This is a genomic window from Roseateles agri, from assembly GCF_034043675.1.
GTDB lineage: Bacteria > Pseudomonadota > Gammaproteobacteria > Burkholderiales > Burkholderiaceae_C > KK5.
The window spans coordinates 353338-376647 of sequence record NZ_JAXCLA010000009.1 but is presented as its reverse complement, the minus strand read 5'-3'; the positions used below and the strand labels follow the sequence as shown (position 1 = coordinate 376647).

The following is a 23310-nucleotide window of genomic DNA, read 5'->3' as shown; positions in this document are numbered from 1 at the left end:
TCAGCCCAGCGCCTGCTCGATGGCCGCCCGCAGCGCGGGATGCTCGGCCGCCACGTCCGGCGCGAAGCGCGCAAGCACGCGACCGTCGCGGCCCACAAGGAACTTCTCGAAGTTCCACATCACGTCGGTCTCGCGTTTGGGTAGCAGACCATGCTGGGCCAGCGTCTTGTGCAGCTTGTCGTCGCCGAAACTCTCGGCCTGCGGCTGCGCGGCGATCAGCACTTGATACAGGGGATGGCGCGGCTCGCTGTTGATTTGCACTTTGGCGAACAGCGGGAAGTGCACGTTGTAGCTGGTATCGCAGAAGCTCTGGATTTCGGCCTCGGCGCCGGGCTCCTGGCCGGCGAAGTCGTTGCACGGAAAGCCCAGCACCTGCAGACCACGCTCGCGCTGCTTCTGGTAGAGGGCCTCCAGGCCGGTGTACTGAGGTGTCAGTCCGCATTTCGATGCGACGTTTACGACCAGTAAGACCTGACCCTTATAGGCCGCCAGCGTGGTGGGCGTGCCGTCGATCCGGGTCAGCGGGATGTCGTACAGCGATGTATCGCTCATGTCGTGCTTGCCTCCTCGTAAGCCTGTTGGACGTAGGTCATGCGGCCGCCGGCCAGCATCAGCGCGCAGAACATATTCAGCTCGACGATCTCCGGCACGCTGAACCAGCGTGCGAGCTCGCCATAGAAGGCGTCATCGATGGCTGCGTAGTCGCCGGCGAACAAAGTCGCATAGTGCAGCGCCGCGCGCTCGGGCGGACTGAAGCGCTCGCTGTCGTGCGGGAGGCAAGCCAGTTCAGCCAGGTCGGCTTCGGAGACCGTGTCGCTCTTGCGCGCCAGCCGGCAGGCCCCGCAGTTGGTGATCGAGGCGATCTTGAGCCTCACCAGTTCCCGCAGCCTCATGCCGAGCAGGCCGTGGACATGCAATTGCTCCAGCGCCTGCAGCCAGGCGGTTGCCACCTCGGGACGGTGCGCCCAGACCTGAACCGGCACCGTGGTGCTCAGCATTCCGCTGCTGCGTCCACGCTCGGTCACTGCTCGCAGCCCCGGCGGGAACTCGCTCAGCGACACGAGGGGCAGGCGCGGCATCGCGGGCTCCGACCTCAGAGGCGTTCGATGATCGTCGCCGTACCCATGCCACCGGCGCAACAGATGGCCTGCAGGCCGTAGCGGGCGCCGCGGCGCTCCATCTCGTGCAGCATCGAGACCATGATCCGCGCGCCACTCGCGCCCAGCGGATGGCCCAGCGCGATCGCGCCGCCGTTGACGTTCAGCTTCTCGTGCGACACGCCCAGCTCACGCATCCAGACCAGCGGCACCGGCGCGAATGCCTCGTTGACCTCGAACAGGTCGATGTCCTCGATGTTCAGGCCGGCCTGCGCCAGCACCCGCCGAGTGGCGGCGATCGGGCCGGTCAGCATCAGCGTGGGGTCGGAGCCGACAGTCGCGAAGGCGCGCACCCGTGCCCGCGGCTTCAGCTTCAATCGAGCCGCTGCCTCGGCGGAGGCCAGCAGCAATGCAGCGGCGCCGTCGGAGATCTGCGAGGCATTGCCGGCGGTGATGCGGCCGTCGGCGCGGAAACTGGTCTTCAGCGTTGCCAGCTTCTCGGCGGCCGTGCCGGGGCGGATCGTCTCGTCGGCGGCAAACACCGGGGCCTCGCCTTCCAGCGCCTTCTCGCGCAGCGCCATCACCGGCACCGGCGTGATCTCCTTCTGGAACCAGCCCGCCGCTGCGGCGGCGGCAGCGCGGCGATGGCTCTCCACCGCATAGGCGTCCAGTTCGCTGCGGCTCAGTTCCCATTTGTCGATCATGCGCTCGGCGGCCTCGCCCTGGCCGGTCAGCTCGTACTTGTCGCTGGCCATCCAGCCAAAGGCCTCGCCGTGCAGGTCGCGATTGCTGCCCATGGGCACGCGGCTCATGTTCTCCGCGCCGCCAGCGACGACGATGCGGGCCGAACCCGCCTGTATCAGCCCCGCAGCCACATGGACGGCCGCCTCGCCGGAGCCGCATTTGCGGTCGATCGTGAGGCCGGGAATGGTCTCGGGCCAGCCGGCGCCGAGCAGCGACGTGCGCGCGATATTGGCCGACTGCTCGCCGATCTGCGTGACACAGCCGAAGATCACGTCATCGACCGTATCGGCCGGCACGCCGGCGCGCTTGACCAGTTCGGCGATGACATGAGAGCCCAGATGGTCCGCGCGCACGCCGGCGAGGCTGCCGCGGAACTTGCCGACCGGTGTGCGGACGGCATCGATGATGTAAACGCTCATGGGTGTCCTCAGAGTGCGCTGGCCTTCAGGCCCGAGGCCGGCACGCGCTGGCCGCCTTCGTACTTGTAGACGCCGTGGCCGGTCTTGCGGCCCAGACGGCCTGCGGCCACCATCTTGATGATCAGCGGGCAGGGGCGAAACTTGTCGCCCAACGTCGAATGCAGGTAACGCAGCACCGACAGGCGCGTGTCCCAGCCGGTCAGGTCGCCCAGTTCCAGCGGGCCCATCGGATGGTTGAAGCCCAGGCGCAGCGCGGTGTCGATGTCCTCGGCGGTGGCCGTGCCTTCCTGCAGCATCCACATCGCCTCGTTGCCGAGCAGCGCGGACATCCGGCTGGTGGTCAGCCCCGGCGATTCGTTGACGACGATGCTGGTCTTGCCGATGGCGTCCGACCAGTCGCGGGTCCGGGCGACAGTCTCGTCGTCGGTGGCCAGGCCACGCACCAGTTCCACCAGCTTCATCTTGTGAACCGGGTTGAAGAAGTGCATGCCCACGACTCGCTCCGGGGCCGCCACCGCGGTAGCGATCTCGGTGACGCTCAGCGCCGAGGTGTTGGTGGCGATGACGGCGTTGGCGGCCAGCACGGGCGCGGCGGCGGTGATCACGGCCTTCTTGATGTCCAGCCTCTCGGAGACGGTCTCCAAGAGCAGCACGGCGCCGCCGGCCGCCGATACCAGATCGGTGGAGATCGTCAGCCGCGCCTTGGCCGCTGCGGCCGCCTCGGGCTGCACCTTGCCGAGCTTGACGCCGTCGTCCAGGATCTTCTCGATCTGCTGGCGGGACTTGTTGAGTGCCTCGCCGTTGGTGTCGACCAGCACGGTCGGGAATCCAGAGCTGGCGAAGGCGTGGGCGATGCCGGTGCCCATCAGCCCGGCGCCGACGACGATGATCTTGTCTGTTAGGTCTGCCATGGTCGTGGCCTTTGTCGTTGTTTTAGCGAGCCAGCTTCGGGCCCACGGTGTTCCTGAGGATGCCGATGCCTTCGACCTCGGCCTCCACGACATCGCCCGGCTTCAGGAACAGGCCTGAGCCTTGGGCGGTGCCGGCCGGCGAGCCGGTGAACATTACGTCCCCGCATTCGAAGGTGGAGCGTTCGTCGACGAAGCGCACGAGGAAGCCCACGTCCCAGGTCATCTCGGTGGTGTTGCCGTCCTGGCGCGTCTCGCCGTTGACCTTGAGCGTCAGCCGGCGCTTGGGCGAACCCTCCGGGAACTCGTCACGGGTGACGATCCAGGGGCCCAGGCCGGTCGAGCGATCCTGGCTCTTGGCAGCGAACAGGTCCATGCCGACGCCGGGGGGACCGCTGCGCTGCAGGTCGCGCGCGCTGACGTCGTTGCCGACCGTGTAACCGAGCACGCTGGACAGCGGATCGTCACGGTCAACGCTCTGGGCACCGATCACGGCCACCAGTTCCACCTCGTGGTCCAGCTCATCGGTGAGCGGCGGATAGCGCATCTCGTCGCGCGCGCCGATCAGCGCGCCGAAGGCTTTCAGGAAGGCGATCGGCTGGCCGTGCGGCTTGACCAGGCCGAAGTCGGTGGCCAGGTGCTTGGCGTAGTTGGCGCCGGCGACAACAACGCGGTTGCCCTTCTCGATCGGCGGCAGCAGTCGCACCGCCGCCAGCGACAGCGGGCCGCCGGTGGTCTCGATCGCGCCGGCCTCGCCGCGGGTCAGCCGCGGCGCCCAGCCGGCAAATGCGCCCTTGATCGGGGTGACCGTCTGCGCCGGGACATCGACCAGGCCCCAGAAGGCCGGCCCTCCGGTGGTGCAGCGCGCGATCTTCATACTGCGGCCACCTGCTTGGGCGCCGGGCTGCCCAGCTTGGCCGGGTCGAGGTGCAGCAGCTCGCAGGCGTTCTTCCAGCGGATCTTCTGCAAATCCTCGTCGGACAGGCGCAGGCCGTCAGTCAGGTCATGGCGCACGGCATCGCTGCCGCCGAAATTGCTGCCGTACAGGACGCGATCGGCGCCGAGAATGTCGATCAGCGCTTGGCGCATCGGCAGCTCATGCAGCTCGACGTCGAAGTAGAAGTTCTTCAGGTACTCGGCGACCGGCTTCTTGTTGTAGGAGACGTCGAGGTTCGGATTGCACTGCGCCATGCGGCCGAGCTGGTAGGGCACATAGCCGCCGCCGTGGGTGATGTAAACCTTGAGGTCGGGGAAGCGGTCGAACACGCCGCCGTTGACCATGTACCAGAAGCAGCGGGTCTCGTCGTAGTTCATGCCGACGATGGCCGTGGTCTCGTAGCGGTCGTCGTTGGCCTTCTTGCCCCAAGTCACCGACTGGTTATATCCATGCACGAACATCGGCAGGTCCAGGTCACACAGCGCACGCCAGACCGGATCCATCTCCGGGGAGTCGAATTCCAGTCCGCCGAAGTTGGCGCCGCCGGCCACCAGGCCCTTCGCGCCGAGGTGCGTGCAGGCGCGGCGGATTTCCTTGGCGGCCTCCTCGGGCACGTTCAGCGGCGCATGGGCCCAGGCCATCAGGCGGTCCGGCGCCTGGCCGCAGTAGTTGGCCAGCGTGTCGTTGACCTTGCTGGCGAAGGGCACCGAGAACTCCGGCTCGGCCCAGTACATGTAGCAGTGCGAAGGCACCGACACGACCTGCGCGTTTTGGCCCGCGGCGTCCATGCCGGCCAGGCGGGTCTTGGGATCGGCCCAGCGGGCGAGGTAGGTCTCCAGCTTGGGGCCGTTGCCTGAGCGGACGGCCGCTTTGCGCTCCGGCGAGCCGAGGCCAAGAATCCAGTCGCCGACACGCAGCTTGATGTCGCCGTCCTGGTGCTGCTCGAAGAACGGGCCCCAGTGCGGATGCTGGTTGTAGTAGTCGGGATGCGGGGCATGAGCGTGCAGATCGATCAGCATGGGGTGAACCTCGATGAATGAATGTTCGTCAGGAATTTGTCCGGGTCGCCAGCCCGCGTGGCCCGCAGGGTCGCGGTGGGATGTCGTGCATCATGCCAATATTAGGCATATTAAGCAAATGTGTTCAACTAATGAATTTCCAGTAGGCAAGCGGGAGCATGCAGATGGGTGCGATACAACGGATGGACCACTTCACCGTCGTTACCGACCGGCTGGAGGAGACGCGTGTGTTCTATGAAAGACTGGGGCTGACAGTGGGGCCGCGGCCGGATTTCGGCATCGGCGGCCTGTGGCTCTATGTGGGCGGGCATCCCGTGCTGCACGTGATCGAAGTGCGGCAGATGCCGACGCCGCGGCGCGGCGCACTGGACCACATGGCCTTCATGGGAGGCGATGCTGTGTCCACGCTGGAACTGTTGCAGGAGGCCGGCATCGCCTACCGGCTGGTGCGCCTGCCGCGGCCGCATAGCACTTGGCAGGTATTCTTCCTTGACCCCAATGGCGCGGAGGTGGAGATCGACTTCGACGCGGCGCAGGTCATCCCGGCCGCGCTGCGCGTTTCAGCCGAATCGGGTCAGATGAGGCCGTCGTAAGAGCCGCCGTCGACCTGCAGGTTCTGGCCGGAGATGAACGAGGCCTGAGCCGAGCAGAGGAAAGCGCAGGCATCGGCCAGCTCCTCGGGGCGACCCAGCCGGCCCGCCCTGACCATGCGGGCTTGCTGGGCGCGCGCCTCCTCGACGCTGATGCCGCGGTCGCGCATCATGCGCTGAGCCATCTCCTGCTGACGGCCCGTGTCGATGTGCTGCGGCAGCAGATTGTTGATAGTGACGTTGTCAGCCACGACCTCGCGCTGCAGGCCCTTGCAGAAGGCGGTGAGCGCGGTGCGGGCGGTAGTCGACAGGCTCAGGCCAAGGCGCGGTGACTTCACCACGGCCGAGGTGATGTTGACGATGCGCCCGAAGCGGCGCTCGCGCATGCCGCCCACCACCGCCGTGATCAGTTCGATCGGCGCCAGCATATTGGCTTCCAGCGCCCCCAGCCACGTCGCGTGGTCCCAGTCGCCGAGCTTGCCCGGCGGCGGGCCGGCGTTGTTGTTCACCAGGATGTCCGGGCCGGCGGCGATCTCCAGCAGCGCTGCGCGGCCCGAAGCGGCGTTCAGGTCGGCCACGGCCAGCGTCGGGCGCCGGCCATGCAGGCGCTCGATCTCGTCGGCAGCAGCCTTGAGCCGGCCCGCATCGCGGCCATTGAGGATGACCTCGCAACCTTCGCGCGCCAGGGCCGAGGCACAGGCCAGTCCCAGCCCGCGCGAGGACGCGCATACGAGCGCCCGGCGCCCGAGCAATCCGAGGTCCATCAGGCGCCCTTCCTCAGCGGCGGGTGCGGACCACGCCGGCACCCATGATCGTCGTGATCATGCGGGTGACGCGGCGGGGCAGGCTGTGGCGCTCGGTCGAGCCGGAGACCAGTTGCTCGCTGAGCACGTAGCGGATCAGCATCTCGCAGACCAGTTCACGGTCGATGCGGGCGCCCAGGCGGTCGTCCCAGGCGTCGAAGACCGGCCGCAGCACGTCCTCGAAGCGCACGACCGCATCGTGGAAGATGCGCTTGAAGAAGCTCAGCGCATAGTCCGGCGCCACCAGCAGCAGGCGCCGCGCATTGCCGTGTTCCAGGTAGCGCTCCAGATAGGCCAGCAAGGCGTCGAAGCGCTCGTCCGGGTCGGCGAAGGGCTCGACGGCCTGCTGCAGCGATCGGTGGAAGCCATCACGCTTGTGGCGGGAAAAGGCATCCAGCAGGTCATCCTGCGAGGAGAAGTAGCGATAGAAGGTGCCGCGCGAGACATTGGCAAGTTTGCACACATCCAGGATGGAGATGCGGCTGGCGCCGGACTCCAGCACGATCTGCTCGGTGGCGACCAGGATGGTCTCGATCGTCTCCTCGGAGCGCTTGTTGCGGCGCTTGCGGCGCACCGGTGCGGCGGCCGGCGCTGCGGCCACGGCGGCGGGCGCAGCGGCCGGCGGCACCGGCGCGACGGCCGGCTTCGCGGGTGGCTTGACAGTCGCCGCCTTCGTCGTTGCAGGCTTGGGCACTTTCGCTGCTTTTGTCGTGGCCTTGGCAGTGGCCGCGCGCTGCGTCGGCTGCGTGACAGCCGAAAGCGCCGCACTACGCCGCCCCCCCGCCTTGCCGATGGCATCAATCACTTGCGTCGCTGACTGCTCTTTCTCTCGTCCCATATTCGGTCCTCGTTGAGGTTCTAAATTGTCGATCAAGTACTTGGTTTTTAGACACGTATTTGTGAATGCGTCCTAGGTCTTTCAGGGTAAACACGCGTGGGGTGCGTGACTCCTGCATTTAGAATTTGATTCTTGTATTGGAATAGATAGAAACGGGGACTTCCATGCTTGATGCCGCTGTTCGCAATGAAAACTCGCTCACCGGCATGGGCAGCCCCGACACCTGGAGCCTCGGCGAGCGCGACACGGTGATCGCCGCGCTGGACCGCGCCGTGGCCCGTTTCCCGGACCGCGTGCTGCTCGATTTCGCCGGGAAGCTGTACACATACGCCGAAGTTGATCGACTCTCCAATTGCATGGCGCACGCCTTGCAAGATCTGGGCCTGCGGCAGGGGCAGACGCTGGTCTCGATGTTGGACAACAACATCGATGCTGTCGTGGTCTGGCTGGCGGTGAACAAGCTGCGCGCCGTCAGCGTGCCGATCAACACGGCGCTGCGCGGCGAGTTCCTGCGCCACCAGATCGCCGACGCCGATGCGGCGCTGGTCGTCTGCGAAGCCGACTATCTGGAGCGCATTGCCGCGGTGGTGTCGGGCGCGCCCGTGGTGAAGCAGATCCTGCACCGTGGTGAGGCGGGATTGCCGGCGGACCTGCACGTCGGCGTGGCGCCGCTGGATGCCCATCGCGGCGGCAATGCCAGCCCCTTCGCCGACAAGCCCGATCCGGCCGAGCTGGCCTGCCTGGTCTACACCTCGGGCACGACCGGCCCGTCTAAGGGCTGCATGCTCAGCTACAACTTCATGTGCAACCTGGCGCGGCTGCAGTTGCGCGCCGGCCCGGCCACCGAGAAGGACGTGACGATCACGCCGCTGCCGCTGTTCCACATGAACGCGCTGTGCGTGGGCATCATCTCCAACATCCTGGTCGGCGCGCGGGTGTGCGTCGTGCCGCGCTTCTCGGTCTCCAACTTCTGGCCGGAGGTCGAGCGCTCCGGCGCCACCATCGCCTCCATCCTCGGCGGCATGGGCGGCCTGCTCGCGCAGGCGCCCGACAGCGACGCCGCCAGGCGCTGCTTCGGCCAGATCCACACGGTGCGCGGCAACCCCTTCACCGAGGAAACCAAGAAGATCTGGCGCGAGCGCTTCGGCGCGAAGCAGGTCGGCGGCAACGGCTACGGCCTGACCGAAGCCTGCGTGGTCACCTCGCTGCCCGGTGGCGAGTACGCGGCGCCGGGCTCCTCGGGCAAGCGCATTGCCGACTTCGACGTGCGCATCGTCGACGAACTGGACCGCGAGCTGCCGGCCAATACGGCGGGCGAGATCGTCGTGCGGCCGCTGCGCCCGGACATCATGTTCATGGGCTACTGGCGCCGCCCGGAAGACACGGTCAAGCTGCTGCGCAATCTCTGGTTCCACACCGGCGACATCGGCAAGTTCGACGAACAGGGCTTCTTCTACTTCGTCGACCGCAAGAAGGACTACCTGCGCCGCCGCGGCGAGAACATCTCCAGCTTCGAGATGGAGGCGGCCTTCGCCGCGCACCCGGCGATCGCCGAGGTAGCCGTGCATGCGGTGCCGTCGAGCAAGGGAGAGGACGATGTCAAGGTCACCGCCGTGCTGCACGCCGGCGCCACGCTGGCCCATGCGGAACTGTTCCGCTGGTCCACCGACGCGGTGCCCTACTACGCGCTGCCGCGCTACATCGAGTTTCGCGATTCGCTGCCGAAGAATCCGCAAGGCCGGGTCCTGAAGTATTTGCTGCGTGACGAAGGCAAGACGTCTGCCACCTGGGATCTGGAAGAGACCGACATCAGGGTCGCCAAGCGCTGAGGCGCTTTCGACCCCGCGGGCCCGCCATCGCAAGACGGCGGGCCTTGTTCTTTCTGCGGCGCTCAGCGTTCGCGCACCGGCACGTCGGCCGGCCGCGAGTTGTAGCCGGGCAGGTGCAGGCCGCCGTCCACATGGATGGACTCGCCGGTGACGTAGCGCGACATGTCGCTGGCCAGGAAGACGACGGCCGGGCCGATGTCCTCCTCGGGATCGCCGCAGCGGCCCAGCGGGCGCATCGCGGCCGACTTCTCCGCGAAGCCCGGGTTCTCGGCGCAGAGCTTGTGGAAGGTCGCGCCCATGGCCGTCGGCGCGATCGCGTTGACGGTGATGTTGAAGCGCCCCCACTCCGAGGCAGCGCTGCGCGTCAGGCCGAGGATGCCGCCCTTGGCGGTGTTGTAGTCGCCATGCAGCCAGGCGCCCATCTCCACGTCGATCGAGTAGAAGTTGACCACCTTGCCGCCGCCGCGGGCGCGCATGTGCGGCAGCGCCGCCTTCATCGCCCACCAACTGGCCCAGACGGTGGAGCGCAGCGTGCGCTCGAGCATTTCGTCGGTCTTGTCCTCGAGCTTGACGTTGGGCGTGGGCACGAAGGCGTTATTGACCAGGATGTCCAGGCCGCCGAAGGCCTCGACGGTGGTGGCGATGGCGGCCTCGATGCTGGCCTTGTCGGTCACGTCGGTGCGCACGAACAGCGCGCGTGCGCCCAGCTCCACGCATTCGGCGGCGACGGCCGGGCCGGTGCGTTCGTCGATCTCGGCGATGGCGACCAGGGCGCCCTCGCGCGCGAAGCGGCGGGCCACGCCACGGCCGATGCCGTTGCCGGCCCCGGTGATCAATGCGACCTTGTCACGCAGCAGCGCCATCTCCGACCTCGCAAATTAAATATGAACACATTTAGCACTATCGTACACTTTACGATCAATATGTCTAAGTGAAATCTCCATGGGCGCCTTCCGTCGACGTATCGTGATTGCCCATGAGGGGGGGCTGCAAGGCGGCACCGCCCGCGCCGCACTGGAAGACGATTTCCACCACTTCAGGGTCTCCGTCGACCACGAATTTGAACAGGTGCTGCACGTCGAGGGGAGTGCGCTGCGCAATCCGTACACGTTATGTCCGTCTGCAGCCGGACCGCTGAGCACCCTGGTCGGCATGCGGCTGGACGGCATCGCCAACTCGGTCGGGCGCTTCACCGAGGCAAGCCTGCAATGCACCCACCTGTTCGACCTGGCGGGCTTAGCGATCGCCGCTGCCGCCATGCAGCGGCCCCGCCGGCAGTACGACATCGAGGTACCGGACCGCGTCGACGGCCGCACGCAGGCGCGGCTGTGGGCAGATGGCGAGCTACTGCTGGACTGGTCACTAGACGGCCTGGTCATCATCGGCCCGTCCGTGTCGCTACGCGAGGGTTTCTCTCGCTGGGCCTTGCAGACGCTCTGTCCCCACGAGGCCGAGGCCGCCATCGTGCTGCGCCGCTGCGCGATGATCTCCGTGGGCCGGCAGAAGAACCTGGACATCCAGATCCACGCGATGCCGACCGGACGCTGCCATGTCCAGCAACCGGAGCGCGCGGCGCTGGCCTTGCGCAATGTCGGCTCGACCTGGGATTTCAGCGCACGTGCCGCGGCGCTGTGCGCCGACGATGAAAAATGGCTGGCGTTCCAGTGAACGCCAGCCATCCGCCGATCGCCTGAAGAAGGGCCCTAGAGGAAGATCGCCAGGTTCGGCGTGCCGAGCACCGCCTGGTCCAGCAGGATCTCGCGCCGGGCCAGCTTCAAGCTGCTGCCGTCCTTGCGCAGGATGTCGTGGCGCTCCGCGCTGATCAGGTCGAACTCGTCGAAGTTGAAACGGCTGCGCGTGATCAGCAGGTAGCTGACGACGGCGAACTCGTCAGGCTTGGCGGTCTTGCGCACCAGCACGTTGGTGACCAGGCGGCGGGTGCGCGAGGGCGGATCCTCGGCCCAGGCGCTCTTCCCGGTCAGCCGCATGATGCGGCCCATCACGGAGCGGTAGTCGTCGTGGTAGTGCTGCACGCTGCGGACGTAGGTGGCGGCCTGGTGGGCCGAGCCGCGGGTCTCCCGCAATGGCGCGTTGTAGACCAGGTCGGGGGCCAACGTCGCGGCCCATTCCGACAGGCGGATCTGGTCGAGCAGCGCCGCCTCGTCATAGAGGAACTCGACGATACGGTTGTACTCGGGCGCGCCCACCGGCACGCGTTCAAAGGTCTCGGTGGATTCCACGGCCTGGCTTTCAAGAACGGCTGACATGACAGATTAGCTCCTTGGACTGATCGGGCGGGGGGTGTCTCAGACTTCAGAAGTCATCAACTCGCGCCAGTACATCCACCAGTGCCACTGCGTGTCGTCCTTGGTGAAACCTTCGTTGACCATGCCGGGGCCGGGCCATCCCTCGGGCGCGCCGGTCTCGTACACGGCCTGGTACTTGAGGGTCTGCTTCTTGCCCATCGCGCCCTTAGCAGAAAGGGTCATGTGGGGCCAGGTGTCGGAGTCGTCCTGTTCGACCATGCCCGAGGTGCCGAAGAGCTGGATCGTCTGCTTCAGGATGCGCTCGCGCAGTTCCTGCGGCGCGTCCTTCTCTGCCAGGATCCAGTTGACGAACTCGAGCTTGTCCGGGCCGCGTGGCACGTAGGCGTGCAGCGTCAGCGAGCCCAGCACGGAGCCGTCGGGCTGCGGGATGTAGACGAAACCGAACAGCACGTTCGGGAAGATGCCGCCCACCTGCGGCGGCATCGTCGTCAGCACCTGCAACTGCTCGGGGCTGAGATTGCGCGCCAACTGCTCGACCATGTCCTTGTGCATGCCGGCAGGCGGCAGCGCGTCGAGCTTCTGCTGGACGCTGAGCTCCTTCGGATCCAGGCCGGTCAGGCGCGAGATCTTGCGGGCTAGGTCGATGCAGCGCAATGCGTGGCCGTGCGGCGAGCTGATCTCGACGCCGTACATTTCGGGGCTGAGGTCGGCACTGGTGCCATCATCGTTCTTCTTGGCGTAGTTGCCGACCTCGCCGAGCCAGCGGTGCAGAGTCAACGTGTGGAAGCCGTCGGCGGCGGACTGCTCGCCGGCGGCCTTCCAGTTCGCGCGGACGACGAAGCGCTGCGGCGGGCCGAGCACTTCCAGGCCGCGGTCGCTGCGCTTGAAGAGGATGTCGTAATACCACTTGGCATCGCCGAGGAATTCCTCGAAGGATGGGCCCTCAATGTTCCAGGTGGCGAAGATCAGGCCGCCGTACAGGGTGACGCGCGCCTTCTTCAGCCCCAGTTCTTCCTTGCACATCATCTTGCCGTGCATGCACTCCTTCTCGACCGGCGCGCCGATGAAGTCGCCGTTCGGGCGGAAGGCCCAGCCATGGTAGATGCACTTGTGGATCTGCGTGTTGCCGCCGTCCAGAACCGACACGCGCATGCCGCGGTGCGGGCAGACGTTGAGCATCACATGCACCTCGCCAGCCTTGTCGCGCGAGATGATCACCTGGTCGGAGCCCATGTCGCGGACGACGAAGTCGCCGGGATCGGGGATCTCGGACTCGTGCCCGAGGAAGTTCCAGATCTTGCCGAAGATGCGCTCCATCTCCAGGTCGTAGATCTCGGGATCGGAGAGGACCCTCATCTGGACTTCCCGCGTCGCGGGCATGACCAGGTCGGTGATCTTGGTGCCGTCGGCCAGCATCGGGCTCGTCTGCGTCAGCATGCTTGTGCTCCTGTATGTCTCTTCGTCTAATATAAGACACTATCAACGATAGTGTGCATACAAATCATCGCGCTCCGGCATGGGAACAACCCCACTGGACGCGGCGCTCAGAGTTCGCGGCCGGGCACGTTGCGCGCCGTGCCGTTGCGCAGGTCGGATTCTCCCCAGCCGAACCAGCGATCCGGCTCGCGGGTGTCGCCGACGCGGCGCCAGCGGCCTTCCTGCTGCGCTGTTACCGGGAATCCGCCGGTGAAGTCGGCCATCTCGCCGTAGCGGTCGGGCAGGAATTCCCACTGCTCCTCGCCCTCGACCGTGATGGTGACCGACTGGGCGAACCAGCTTTCCTGCTTGTGCACGACGCGGGCCTCGACGTCGGTAGTGGTGCGGATCTCACCCTTCTCGTTCTGGAAGATCGCGTAGCCGAGATGGTCATGCCCCACCATGAAGGAGCCGGTGTCCCAGGTCCCGTCCTTGTAGATTGTCACGAAGGACCACCAGGCCACGTGCTTCTTGTTGTTGACGATCGGATCCTTGCGGAAGTGGATCGCGCCGCCATCGACCATGTACGGCTGGTCCAGCGCCATCGCGCCCTTGACCAGCCGCCCTTCGCAGGTGCCTTGCAGTTCGTAGAGCTGTGACACGTAGAACATGCCCCACTCCGGCCCCGGCAGGTACCACTGAAAGCCCTCGCCCATCAGCGCGCCGGAGAGGTCGAACAGGCCCTCTTCCTTCCAGTGGATGCGTTCGGCGGACGCTGCGATGCGCCAGGCATTACCCTCTTCGCCCGGCACGCTCTGCCAGCACATGGCACCCTCGCTCAAGCCCCGCTCGGGCATCGCCGTCATCGCCTGGCTGGCGGTGCGGGCCTTGTCGATGCGCAGCGTCTGCCCATCCACGCGGCTGGACTGGTAGATGAATTTCATTGGGTTGGGCGTGCTGTCTGGCGCGTTCAGCGCGCGCACGAAGGCATAGAGGTGCCCCTCCTCGTCCCGCACGCAGCCGAAGGGCGAGTGCTTGGTCAGCTTCAGGCCGTAGTAGCCCCGCGTATCGGCCAGCGTCTCGGCCGACACCTTGTACGGGGCGATCAGCATCTGGAAGGCGAAGTCGCCCCGTTCGGGCGTGGCGGAGAAGGTCTTCATCGCGGGGCTTTCGTGAGAATGGTCGGGATCAGACAGCTGCGGACACGCGCTGCGGGCGCGTGATACGCGTGCGCAGAACGCCCAGGCCCTGGACCTCCAGTTCGACCACGTCGTTGGCCTTCAGGTTGCGCAACTGCTCCAAACCGCAGCCGTTGCCGACGGTGCCCGAACCCAGGAACTCGCCCGGGTAGAGCGTCTCGGAGCGGGAGATGTGCTCGATCACCTCCTCAAAGGTCCAGCGCATCGTGCTAGTGCTGCCGCGGCCCCATTCCTCGCCGTTGACGCGAGCGATCATCGTCAAGTTGTACGGGTCTTCCAGCTCGTCGGTGGTCACCAGGCAGGGGCCCATCACATTGGCCGTGTCGAAGTCCTTGCTCTTGGCCGGGCCGAGCATGCCGGACATCTCCAGCGCCTGTGCGTCACGCGCGCTGATGTCGTTGAAGATCGTGTAGCCGACGATGTGCTTGCGCGCCTCGGCCTTGGCGACGTCTTTGGTCTTGCGGCCGATGTAGCAGCCGAACTCCAGTTCGAAGTCGAGTGCCTTTGAGAAGCTCGGCCACACCACGTCGTCGTCCGGGCCGATCACCGCGAAGCGGTTGCACTTGTAGTAGATCGGCTGACGGTTGAAGGTAGCGATCACGCGCTCGTCCGCCTTGGTGCTCATCGCCGCCAGCGTGGCCTCGGGGTCCGGCGTCTGCAGCGCGCGGATCTTGCGGGCCGCGGCGAAGCTCTGGCGCAGATGCAGTTCGAAGCAGGAGCAGTCGCGCATCTGCGGCGGGGGCTGGATCGGCGCACGCAGGTGCACTTGGTGACGCAGCAGCACGGCCACACGCGGCGCCCGCTCGACCAGCGAACGCGCATGGGCCATCGCCTCGTCCCCGGCCTCGATCAGCGAGAGCACGCTGGACAGGCTCGGCAACGTGGCGCCGTGCAGTTCGCGCTGCGCCGCCTGCAGCGAGAGGATGGCCGTGTCCTGGTCGATGAAGGCGCCGGCGTGCTGGACGCCCTGGGCGTCAGAGTAGGTGACGAGTCTCATGGTTTTCTTGTCGGAGGGGTGGTCAGGTGCGGCCCGCGACGGGCAGCAACGCGCCGGTGATCGCCGCGGCGTCATCGGACAGCAGGAACTTGATCACGCGGCCCAGGGCCTCGGGCGTGACCCAACGGTCGAAGGTGGCATCCGGCATGTCGGCACGATTGGTCGGCGTGTCGATGATGCTGGGCAGCACCGCGTTGACGGTGATGCCGCGGTCCTTCAGTTCTTCGGCCAGCGCCTCGGTGAAGCGCATCACTCCGGCCTTGGACGCGGCATAGGCGCCCATGCCGGTGGCGGCCTTCACTGCGCCGAGCGCGGCGATATTGACGACGCGGCCGCGACCGTCGGTGCTCAAGTACGGCAAGGCCGCCTGGCTCGCCGATACGGCGCTGCGCAGGTTCATCGCGTAGAGGCGATCCCAGGTGTCCAGCTGGCCCTCGCCCACGGTCTCCCACGCGAAGCCGCCAGCGACGTTGACCAGCCCGTCGATGCGCTGCCAGCGCTCCTTCACCTGAGCGAATGCAGCTGCGGCGGCGCCGGCATCGCCCAGGTCTGCGCCGCCGATGGCCAGCACGCGCTCGCCGCCGGGCAGCCCGGCTGCCGCCGGTGCCCGATCCAGCAGGGCAACGCGCGCCCCCTCCTCCAGCAGCACCGCCGCTAGCGCCCGCCCCAGAGCGCCGAAGCCGCCGGTCACCACGAAAACCCGGTCAGACAGTGAGGAAGCCATCGTGAAAACCCTCTAATTTATACATCTTGACTGAATCTGTTCAGCTATTACACTGCTTCGACACTCATGCGTCAACCGGGAGAGCCCCTTGCTTATTGATGTCCACGCCCATCTGTTCACCGCGGGCATGTTGAACAGGCATGAGTTCTGGGGGCCGTTCATGAAGCGCCAGGGGCTGACGGTCGGCCACTTCTCACTGGGCACCAACAAGCACCGCAAGCCGGCCGCCACCGATGCCGAGGCCGAGGCCGCGCTGCTGTCGAAGATGACGCATGCGAGCCGCCGCGCGCTGATGGCCGAGCGCGGGGTCGACAAGCTCGTCCTTTCTACGCCTTCGCATGCCTTCATGTACTGGGCCGGCGACTTTGGCAACGAGTACGCGCGCACCTGCAACGAAGAGATGTCCAAGTACTGCGCGGAGGACCCCGAGCACTTCGCCTTCTGGGGCCATGCCAACCTAGCCGATCCGAAAGAGGCCGTGAAGGAGATCGACCGGGCGGTCAGGCAACTGGGCGCCAAGGGCCTGTGCGTGGGCGGCGCGAACTTCAACGGGCTGGAGGCCCACAGCGAGGAGCTGTTCCCGCTCTGGGAGAAGCTGACCGAGCTGGACGTGCCGATCATGGTTCACGGGTACAACCAGTCCATCTGGCTGGGCGACCAGCACCACAAGGACAAGTTCGAGACCAGTTCCATCGTCGGCGACTGCGTGGACGAGACCCTGTTCTTCTGGTACCTGATCTGCGGCGGCGCACTCGATGCCTTCCCGACGCTGAAGACCTACATCACCCATGCAGGCGGCATGGCCGTGTTCCAGCTCGGCCGCCTGACCGAACTGAACAAGGGCATGGCGCCGGACGCGCGCAACAAGCGCCCGCTGATGGACTACCTGCCCAATTTCTACTTCGACCTCGACGTGCATTCGCCCGCGCTGCGCCGCGGCGTGCTGGAGGTGGTCGGCGTGGACAGGCTGGTCCACGGCACCAACTTCGGCGGCGCCTACGACAACGGCGATCCGACCGAGGGCCTGGGCCTCGAGGGCGCTGCCCGCGAGAAGATCCGCGCCGGCAACGCGATCGAGTTGCTGAAGCTCAGGCCATGAGCCGCAAGCTGCCCGCGCTAACGCCGGATACCGCGCCGTTCTGGCAAGGCGGAGCCCAGGGCCTGCTGAACATCCACCGCTGCGCCGCCTGCGCGCGCTGGTTCCATCCGCCGACGCCGATCTGCCCTCACTGCCGCAGCTTCGACGTCGCCCCGCAGGCGGTGTCCGGCCGCGGCAAGGTGCTGACATTCACGATCAACGAACGGGCCTGGACGCCCGAGCTGCAGGCGCCCTACGTGGTCGCCATCATCGAACTGGCCGAGCAGGCAGGACTGCGGCTGACAAGCAATATCGTGCGCTGCGCGCCGCAGCAGATACGCATCGACATGCCGGTGCGCGTGGTCTTCGAGCAGCAGGAGGATGTCTGGATCCCGCTGTTCACTCCGCTTGAATCAAGGGTTAGCGATGCTTGACCGGGTCTTCGAGAAGGACGTCGCCATCACCGGCATCGGGCAATCCGAAGTCGGCCGGCCGTCGACGAAATCCGCGATGCGGTTGACGCTGGACGCCGCGCTGGAAGCCATCCAGGACGCGGGCCTGACGCCCGCTGACATCGACGGCGTTTCGTGCTGGCCAGGCGACAACAACAACGGCAACAGCTTCTCGCCGGTGGGCCCGAACGCGCTGATCAGCGCCATGGGCCTGCAGGTGAACTGGTTCGGCGGCGGCTACGAAGGCCCTGGGCCGCTGGCAGGCGTGATCAATGGCGCAATGGCGATCGCCGCTGGCCTGGCCCGCCATGTACTGGTGTTCCGCACGATCACCGAGGCGAGCGGCCGCCTTGTCGACAAGGGCGCCTCGGCGCTGACCAACAAGACCAGCGGCCGCGACACCAGCTATTTCTGGCAGTGGTACACGCCGTTCAACGTGCTCTCCGCCGTCAACCTGATGGCGATGTACGCGCAGCGGCACTTCCACGAGTTCGGCACCCGCCCCGAGCACCTGGCGCAGATCGCCCTCACCTGCCGCTGCAACGCGATGCTCAATCCGAAGGCAGTAATGCGCATGCCGATGGGCATGGACGACTACCTGGCCTCGCGGATGATCTCCACGCCGCTGCGCATGTTCGACTGCGACGTGCACTGCGATGCCTCGACGGCGCTGGTCCTGTCGCGCACCGATGCCGCGAAGGACGGGCCGAACGCGCCGATCCGCATCGAGGCGATCGGCGCGGCGCTGCACCAGCCCTGGTCCTGGGACCAGATTTCGCTGACCGAGGGCGCGGCCTTCGACGTCGGCCGGATGATGTGGAACCGGACGGACCTGAAGCCGGGCGATGTGGGCAGCGCCCAGCTTTACGACGGCTTCTCCATCCTCACGATGATCTGGCTCGAGGCCATGGGCCTGTGCCCGCGCGGCGAGAGCGGCGCCTTCGTCGAAGGCGGCGCGCGCATTGCGCGCAACGGCGTGCTGCCGCTCAACACCAACGGCGGCCAGCTCTCCGGCGGCCGCACGCACGGCCTGGGCTATGTGCACGAAGCCTGCACCCAGCTCTGGAACCGCGCCGGTGAACGCCAGATCGCGCCGCACCAGGTCTCGGTCTGCGCCTCCGGCGGCGGACCGCTCGGCGGCAGCCTGTTACTCGTCAGGGACTGAAGAGATTTCGATGAAGACCAACACCGCCGCGATCGATCTCACCGAGTTCAAGCAGGGCTGGCGCATCGTCATCCTGGCCATGCTCGGACTGGCCATCAATGCCAACGCCTCGATGCTGTATGCCTTCGGCTCCTTCGTGATTCCGTTGCAGACGGCCTTCGGCTGGGGACGGGGCGACATCCAGTCGGCGGTCACCTTCCTTTTCGCCAGCGCCGTCGTCGCATCGCAGATCGTGCCGTGGCTGAACCTGCGCTACGGCATGAAGCGGGTCACCTGCGCCTCGCTGGTCTGCCTGGCGCTGAGCTTCGCGTCCATCTCGCTGATGGGGCCGTCGATCGCCTGGCTGTACTTCTTTTTCGCGCTGCTGCCGCTGGCCAGCATGGGCACGATCCATGTGACCTGGACCTATCTGGTCAACCTCTGGTTCGTGCGCAACCGGGGACTGGGCCTGGCGCTGGTCCTGTCGGGCACGGGGATCTCCGCGGCACTGCTGCCCTCGGCCGTCACCTGGGCCATCGGGCGCTGGGGATGGCAAGGCGGGTTCTGGCTGCTGGCGACCTTGCCGGTGCTGGTGGTGCTGCCTTTTGCCGTGTTCTGGATGAAGGAGCCGGCCGGCATCGCGGCGCGCGCTGACGGCACAAGGCCGACCGCCGTCGTGGCGGGCGGACTCACATTCGCACAGGGCCTGCGTTCGATGCGCTTCTGGTTCCTCAACATCGGCCTGTCGCTGGTGGTCGGCGCCATTGTCACGATGGTCTCCAACACCGTACCGATGTTGCGCGACAAGGGTCTCACCGCCGCCGCCGCGGGTGCAGTGTTCGGCGGCTTCGGCCTGTCGCTGATCGGCGGGCGCGTGCTGGTGGGTTACCTGATCGACCGCCTGTGGGCGCCGGGCGTTGCGGCTGTGGCACTGGCCCTGCCCGCGCTGGGTTGCCTGCTGCTGGCGACCACCGGTGCCGAGCAGACCGGCATCCTGCTGCTGGCCACCGCCCTCGTGGGTCTGGGTGCCGGTGCCGAGTTCGACATCGCTGCCTACCTGATGTCCCGCTATTTCGGTCTGCGCGACTATGGCCGGCTGTTCGGCGTTCACCTCGGCCTGATCACGGCGGCCGGCGCGCTGGCGCCGTGGCTCAGCGGCATCGTCTACAAAAGCACGGGCAACTACATGATGATGCTGACCCTGTGCGGATCGGCGTTCCTGATCGGCGCATCCAGCTTGCTGCCGCTGGGCCGCTATCCGAAATTTGATTGACCAGGAAAGAAGAAGGCTGTCGAGATGTCTGCGTTGAATTCAGTCGTGATCGTCGGCGGCGGTCAAGCCGGCTTCCAGACCGCCGCCTCGCTGCGCCAGGAAGGCTTTGCCGGACGCGTCACCATCGTTGGCGATGAGCCCGGCGTGCCCTATCAGCGGCCGCCGTTGTCCAAGGCCTACCTGCTCGGCAAGATCGGCGCGCATGCGATCCGCTTCCGCCAGCCTGAATACTTCGAGGAGCACCGGATCGAGCGGCTGCACGACAGCGTGACCTGCATCGACCGCGCGTCAAGACATGTGGAACTGGCCTCGGGCACGATGATTCCCTACGACCACCTGGTGCTCGCGACCGGCGCGCGCAACCGCGTGCCCGAGCTGCCCGGCATCGAGCTAGACGGCGTGATCGGCCTGCGCACGCTGGCCGACGCCGATGCCCTCTCGCCGCGCATCGCCAGCATCCGCCACGCGGTCGTCATCGGCGCCGGCTTCATCGGCCTGGAGTTCGCCGCGGTGGCCGCAGCAAAGGGCGTGGCGGTGCATGTGATCGAGCTGGGCGAACGACCGATGGCGCGGGCCATCTCCAGGCCCATGTCCGACCTGTTTACCGCGGGCCATGCGAGCTGGGGCGTGCAGATCGACTTCAAGCAGAAGGTGCGGCGCATCGTCGGCAACGAGGGCAAGGTCAGCAGCGTGGAGCTGGAGGACGGGCGCGTCATCGCAGCCGACCTGGTGGTCTACGGCATCGGCGTGCTGCCCAATGCAGAACTGGCCGCCGCCGCAGGGCTCAGCGTCAGCAACGGCATCTGCGTGGACGAATTGCTGCTGACCAGCGACCCGGACATCTCGGCCATCGGCGACGCGGCGAGCTTCACCAGTTGCCACGCCGTCAAGCCGGTTCGACTGGAGTCTGTGCAGAACGCGGTGGACCAGGGCAAGGCCGTCGCCGCACGGCTGATGGGCAAGCCCGCGCCCTACACCGCCCTGCCCTGGTTCTGGACCGACCAGGGCGCGCTGCGCCTGCAGATCGCCGGCTTGGCCGAAGGGCACGACGAGACCGTGCAGGTCGGCACCGCCGATGGTCACCAGCTGGCCGTGCTCTGCTTCCGTCAGGGCCGCCTGATTGCCGTCGAGACCGCCAACCGCACGGCCGACCACATGGCAGCCCGCAAGCTGCTGACCCGTAACACGCCGCTTACGCCGGCCCAGGCTCGCGAGCCGGGCTTCGAACTGAAGGCCTACGAGGCCGCGACCAAAGACATCACCTGAGGATCACCGATGAAAGCAGCAGTCATTCCGGAACGCGGCGTTGCCCCCGTACTGACCGAGTTTCGTGAACCGGAGCCGCGCGAAGGAGCCCTGTTGATCGAGATGGACACGGCCGGCCTGGGCGGCTGGGACGTGCTCGGCGCCTACCGGTTGGGCATTGAATTCCCTTGCGTCATCCGCGGCGAAGGCGTCGGCCGCCTGAAGGACGGCCAGCGGGTCTACTTTGGCGAGCGCTCAGTGCAGCCTTTCGGTGCCTGGGCCGAGCGCACGCTTGTGCCGGCCGAAGAGGTCTGGGCCGTGCCCGACGACGTGGACGACAAGACCGCGATCAGCATGGGCATCGCCGCCACCGGCGCGCTGGTGCCGCTGGAGAAGGCCGCCATCCAGAAAGGCGAAAACGTGCTGATCCTTGGCGCCACCGGCACCCTGGGCCAGATCGCGCTGCAACTCGCCCGCCACATGGGCGCCGGCCGCGTGGTGGCGGCGGCCCGTTCGGAGGAATCGCTGCAGCGCCTAGTCAGCCGCGGCGTGGCCGATGCCGGTATCAAGCTCGGTGGCGCCGACGACGTCGCCGCGCTGAAGGACACCTCCAACGGCGGCTTCGACGTCGTGCTGGATCTCGTCTGCGGCCAGCCGCTGCTGTCGGCGCTGAAGGCCACTCGCTGGGGCGCCCGCATCATGACCATCGGCACCGGCGCCGGCCGCCAGATCAATCTGGACATCGCCGACCTGCTGTTCCGCACCCTCTCCTGCATCGGCACCGGCCAGCGCCCGGCGGCCGATCGCCGCGCGATCTGGGAGCGGTTGCTGCAGATCGACCGCGAGAACAAGATCGCCATCGACTACCTGGACTTCAGCTTCGATCAGGCGGCCGAGGCATGGGCCGCGCAGGTGGAGGGGCCGCACGCGAAGGTGACGGCGAAGATGCGTTGAGCATGTCGGGCGGACCAGCGTGTGCGAGCCGGTGAAAGCGCAACTACGAGGTTCGACGCCCATTGCTCGGGAGAGCAATGGAAGCCTTATGGCTGACAGCCTCCACTCAGGGTAGGCTGGTGACAAGGCGCACTCGCCACTTCGCCACCGCCGGCGGAGCACGCTCTACCGCAGCAAGGCGGACCATATGCCACGCACATGAGACAACGCAATTGCTTGCTGATCAACAGACGGCGCGCTACGAGACTGCTACTCCGTAAAGCAGCGGGCGATTTCTGCAGCCAGTTGTGGAGATATGCAGATGACACCCCGTTCCATGCGAAGACGGCCTTCTCCCAGGCTCCCAATCAACTCATCAATCATCGATCTCAACGCTTGCTGGGACACATGCAGACGCCGCGAAGCGAATGCGAGGTTCGGATAGGCGCCTAACACGCGCAGGACACGCAACTGGCGAAGGCTCAGATGCTGAAATTCCATTGAAATTCGAAAGTCACCTTCCATCTCGGCTGCACGGGGCGACTGATCAGAGCTTGTTCGACCCCTGCCGCTCGAAATACTCGCTCAGCGGCACCATCGCCGGCGAGTGGCTGGTAAAGCCACCATCGACAGGGATCGTCGCACCCGTGATGAAGGACGATTCCTCGCTGGCAAGGAAAGCCACGACATCAGCAATTTGGCGCGGGCTGCCCAGTTGCGGGGTCAAGTGTTGCGCCAAGAGGATCTGCTTGACCTCCTCGGGCACCGTCTTCTGAGCATGGTCGTTGACGACGAAGCCGATCATGATGGCATTGGAGCGAATGCCCTTCTTCCCGAACTGGGCGGCGATCGAACGCGAAAGCGCCATCAGCGCCGCCTTCGAGGCAGCGTAGGCCGTCAGCGTCACGTCGCCCAGTTGGCCGAAGCCCGAGGTCGAGTGGATGATCGATCCTCCGCCAGTCTTCAGCATCACCGGCACCACGTGCTTGCTACACAGCATGGCGCCGCGGGCATTGACGTCGAGCGCCCGGTCCCAGGCGTCGATCGAGACATTGCAGACGTCTCGGTCTGCCTGGCGCTGCGGCACATCGAGCGCGGCGGCATTGTTGTGCAGCACGTCGATGCGACCGAAGCGCTGCGCGACGGCTTCGGCCATGCCCATGATGTCGGACTCGGAGGTCAGATCCACTTTGATGGCCATGGCCTCACCGCCGGCCGCCTCGATCTCGGCCACCACGCCCTGGGCTGCCTCGAGGTTGATGTCGACGATCGCCACCCGTGCGCCCTGGGACGCCAGCACCCGCGCTGTCTCGGCGCCCAGGCCATGGGCCGCGCCGGTGACGATGGCGACCTTGCCGCCGAGGCGGTCTCTGCTTGAATAATTCATTACGTGCTCGC

At 66.5% G+C, this 23310-nt stretch carries 24 protein-coding genes; 9 read left to right on the top strand and 15 right to left on the bottom strand.

What is annotated here, in order from left to right; genetic code table 11:
* Genes SNE35_RS26865 through SNE35_RS26840 form a run of 6 tightly spaced genes read right to left on the bottom strand, consistent with a single transcriptional unit; the run spans position 1 to position 5124 of the window.
* On the bottom strand, positions 1 to 552 hold the full coding sequence (locus SNE35_RS26865; protein ID WP_320426114.1) for a glutathione peroxidase: 552 nt from the start codon (positions 550 to 552) through the stop codon (positions 1 to 3).
* The gene (locus SNE35_RS26860; protein ID WP_320426113.1) at positions 549 to 1079 is read right to left on the bottom strand and encodes a carboxymuconolactone decarboxylase family protein; all 531 of its coding nucleotides are present in this window, start codon (positions 1077 to 1079) and stop codon (positions 549 to 551) included. Before SNE35_RS26860 ends, SNE35_RS26865 begins: the two co-directional genes overlap by 4 nt.
* 14 nt (positions 1080 to 1093) lie before the next feature.
* The gene (locus SNE35_RS26855) at positions 1094 to 2260 is read right to left on the bottom strand and encodes a thiolase family protein (protein WP_320426112.1); all 1167 of its coding nucleotides are present in this window, start codon (positions 2258 to 2260) and stop codon (positions 1094 to 1096) included.
* Positions 2261 to 2268: 8 nt separating this feature from the next.
* Entirely contained in the window at positions 2269 to 3171 is a 903-nt protein-coding gene (locus SNE35_RS26850; RefSeq protein WP_320426111.1) for a 3-hydroxyacyl-CoA dehydrogenase, read from the bottom strand.
* A 22-nt stretch (positions 3172 to 3193) separates the two neighbouring features.
* Positions 3194 to 4045 carry a fumarylacetoacetate hydrolase family protein gene (locus tag SNE35_RS26845; RefSeq protein WP_320426110.1) on the bottom strand — a complete coding sequence of 284 codons (852 nt, stop codon included), beginning with the start codon at positions 4043 to 4045 and terminating at the stop codon, positions 3194 to 3196.
* A complete protein-coding gene (locus tag SNE35_RS26840; RefSeq protein ID WP_320426109.1) occupies positions 4042 to 5124 on the bottom strand; it encodes an amidohydrolase family protein in 1083 nt (360 codons plus the stop codon). Before SNE35_RS26840 ends, SNE35_RS26845 begins: the two co-directional genes overlap by 4 nt.
* A 182-nt stretch (positions 5125 to 5306) precedes the next feature.
* Here SNE35_RS26840 and SNE35_RS26835 point away from each other — a divergent pair, with 182 nt between their 5' ends.
* A complete protein-coding gene (locus SNE35_RS26835) occupies positions 5307 to 5717 on the top strand; it encodes a VOC family protein (RefSeq protein WP_320426108.1) in 411 nt (136 codons plus the stop codon).
* Here the strand turns inward: SNE35_RS26835 and SNE35_RS26830 are convergent.
* Together SNE35_RS26830 and SNE35_RS26825 are read right to left on the bottom strand one after the other, a co-directional pair.
* Positions 5699 to 6478 carry an SDR family oxidoreductase gene (locus SNE35_RS26830; RefSeq protein ID WP_320426107.1) on the bottom strand — a complete coding sequence of 260 codons (780 nt, stop codon included), beginning with the start codon at positions 6476 to 6478 and terminating at the stop codon, positions 5699 to 5701. The two genes, SNE35_RS26835 and SNE35_RS26830, sit on opposite strands and share 19 nt — an antisense overlap.
* A 13-nt stretch (positions 6479 to 6491) precedes the next feature.
* Positions 6492 to 7211, bottom strand: a complete 720-nt coding sequence (locus SNE35_RS26825) for a TetR/AcrR family transcriptional regulator (RefSeq protein ID WP_320426106.1) — start codon at positions 7209 to 7211, stop codon at positions 6492 to 6494.
* A 308-nt stretch (positions 7212 to 7519) separates the two neighbouring features.
* On the opposite strand from SNE35_RS26825, the gene SNE35_RS26820 reads away from it, so the two are divergent.
* Entirely contained in the window at positions 7520 to 9184 is a 1665-nt protein-coding gene (locus tag SNE35_RS26820; protein WP_320426105.1) for an ATP-dependent acyl-CoA ligase, read from the top strand.
* Positions 9185 to 9246: 62 nt separating this feature from the next.
* On the opposite strand, the gene SNE35_RS26815 is transcribed toward SNE35_RS26820, so the two are convergent.
* On the bottom strand, positions 9247 to 10047 hold the full coding sequence (locus SNE35_RS26815) for an SDR family NAD(P)-dependent oxidoreductase (RefSeq protein ID WP_320426104.1): 801 nt from the start codon (positions 10045 to 10047) through the stop codon (positions 9247 to 9249).
* Between the two features lie 79 nt (positions 10048 to 10126).
* Between SNE35_RS26815 and SNE35_RS26810 the strand changes: the two genes are divergently transcribed.
* Positions 10127 to 10852, top strand: a complete 726-nt coding sequence (locus SNE35_RS26810) for a DUF2889 domain-containing protein (protein WP_320426103.1) — start codon at positions 10127 to 10129, stop codon at positions 10850 to 10852.
* 35 nt (positions 10853 to 10887) lie between these two features.
* Here the strand turns inward: SNE35_RS26810 and SNE35_RS26805 are convergent, their stop codons facing one another.
* From SNE35_RS26805 to SNE35_RS26785, 5 genes are all read right to left on the bottom strand, one after another.
* Positions 10888 to 11451: a 3-phenylpropionate/cinnamic acid dioxygenase subunit beta gene (locus SNE35_RS26805; RefSeq protein ID WP_320426102.1), complete on the bottom strand. Its 564-nt coding sequence runs from the start codon at positions 11449 to 11451 to the stop codon at positions 10888 to 10890.
* Positions 11452 to 11490: 39 nt separating this feature from the next.
* A complete protein-coding gene (locus tag SNE35_RS26800) occupies positions 11491 to 12888 on the bottom strand; it encodes an aromatic ring-hydroxylating dioxygenase subunit alpha (protein ID WP_320426101.1) in 1398 nt (465 codons plus the stop codon).
* Positions 12889 to 12995: 107 nt separating this feature from the next.
* Complete coding sequence (locus SNE35_RS26795) at positions 12996 to 14027, bottom strand: hypothetical protein (protein WP_320426100.1); 1032 nt, start codon at positions 14025 to 14027, stop codon at positions 12996 to 12998.
* Between the two features lie 28 nt (positions 14028 to 14055).
* Positions 14056 to 15063 (bottom strand): fumarylacetoacetate hydrolase family protein, encoded by a 1008-nt coding sequence (locus SNE35_RS26790; RefSeq protein WP_320426099.1) that lies wholly within the window; start codon positions 15061 to 15063, stop codon positions 14056 to 14058.
* A gap of 22 nt (positions 15064 to 15085) precedes the next feature.
* The gene (locus SNE35_RS26785; RefSeq protein ID WP_320426098.1) at positions 15086 to 15787 is read right to left on the bottom strand and encodes an SDR family NAD(P)-dependent oxidoreductase; all 702 of its coding nucleotides are present in this window, start codon (positions 15785 to 15787) and stop codon (positions 15086 to 15088) included.
* An 88-nt stretch (positions 15788 to 15875) separates the two neighbouring features.
* On the opposite strand from SNE35_RS26785, the gene SNE35_RS26780 reads away from it, so the two are divergent.
* The 6 genes from SNE35_RS26780 to SNE35_RS26755 are packed head-to-tail and all read left to right on the top strand — an operon-like array spanning position 15876 to position 21933.
* Positions 15876 to 16886 carry an amidohydrolase family protein gene (locus tag SNE35_RS26780; protein WP_320426097.1) on the top strand — a complete coding sequence of 337 codons (1011 nt, stop codon included), beginning with the start codon at positions 15876 to 15878 and terminating at the stop codon, positions 16884 to 16886.
* Positions 16883 to 17299 (top strand): Zn-ribbon domain-containing OB-fold protein, encoded by a 417-nt coding sequence (locus tag SNE35_RS26775; RefSeq protein WP_320426096.1) that lies wholly within the window; start codon positions 16883 to 16885, stop codon positions 17297 to 17299. Before SNE35_RS26780 ends, SNE35_RS26775 begins: the two co-directional genes overlap by 4 nt.
* The gene (locus SNE35_RS26770; RefSeq protein WP_320426095.1) at positions 17292 to 18482 is read left to right on the top strand and encodes a thiolase family protein; all 1191 of its coding nucleotides are present in this window, start codon (positions 17292 to 17294) and stop codon (positions 18480 to 18482) included. The genes SNE35_RS26775 and SNE35_RS26770 overlap by 8 nt, the downstream gene beginning before the upstream one ends.
* A gap of 10 nt (positions 18483 to 18492) precedes the next feature.
* The gene (locus SNE35_RS26765) at positions 18493 to 19734 is read left to right on the top strand and encodes an MFS transporter (RefSeq protein WP_320426094.1); all 1242 of its coding nucleotides are present in this window, start codon (positions 18493 to 18495) and stop codon (positions 19732 to 19734) included.
* Between the two features lie 24 nt (positions 19735 to 19758).
* Positions 19759 to 21000, top strand: a complete 1242-nt coding sequence (locus SNE35_RS26760; protein WP_320426093.1) for an NAD(P)/FAD-dependent oxidoreductase — start codon at positions 19759 to 19761, stop codon at positions 20998 to 21000.
* Positions 21001 to 21009: 9 nt separating this feature from the next.
* Positions 21010 to 21933 (top strand): quinone oxidoreductase family protein, encoded by a 924-nt coding sequence (locus tag SNE35_RS26755; protein ID WP_320426092.1) that lies wholly within the window; start codon positions 21010 to 21012, stop codon positions 21931 to 21933.
* Positions 21934 to 22459: 526 nt separating this feature from the next.
* Here SNE35_RS26755 and SNE35_RS26750 read toward each other — a convergent pair.
* Positions 22460 to 23299 carry an SDR family NAD(P)-dependent oxidoreductase gene (locus SNE35_RS26750; protein ID WP_320426091.1) on the bottom strand — a complete coding sequence of 280 codons (840 nt, stop codon included), beginning with the start codon at positions 23297 to 23299 and terminating at the stop codon, positions 22460 to 22462.
* Between the last annotated feature and the right edge of the window lie 11 nt (positions 23300 to 23310).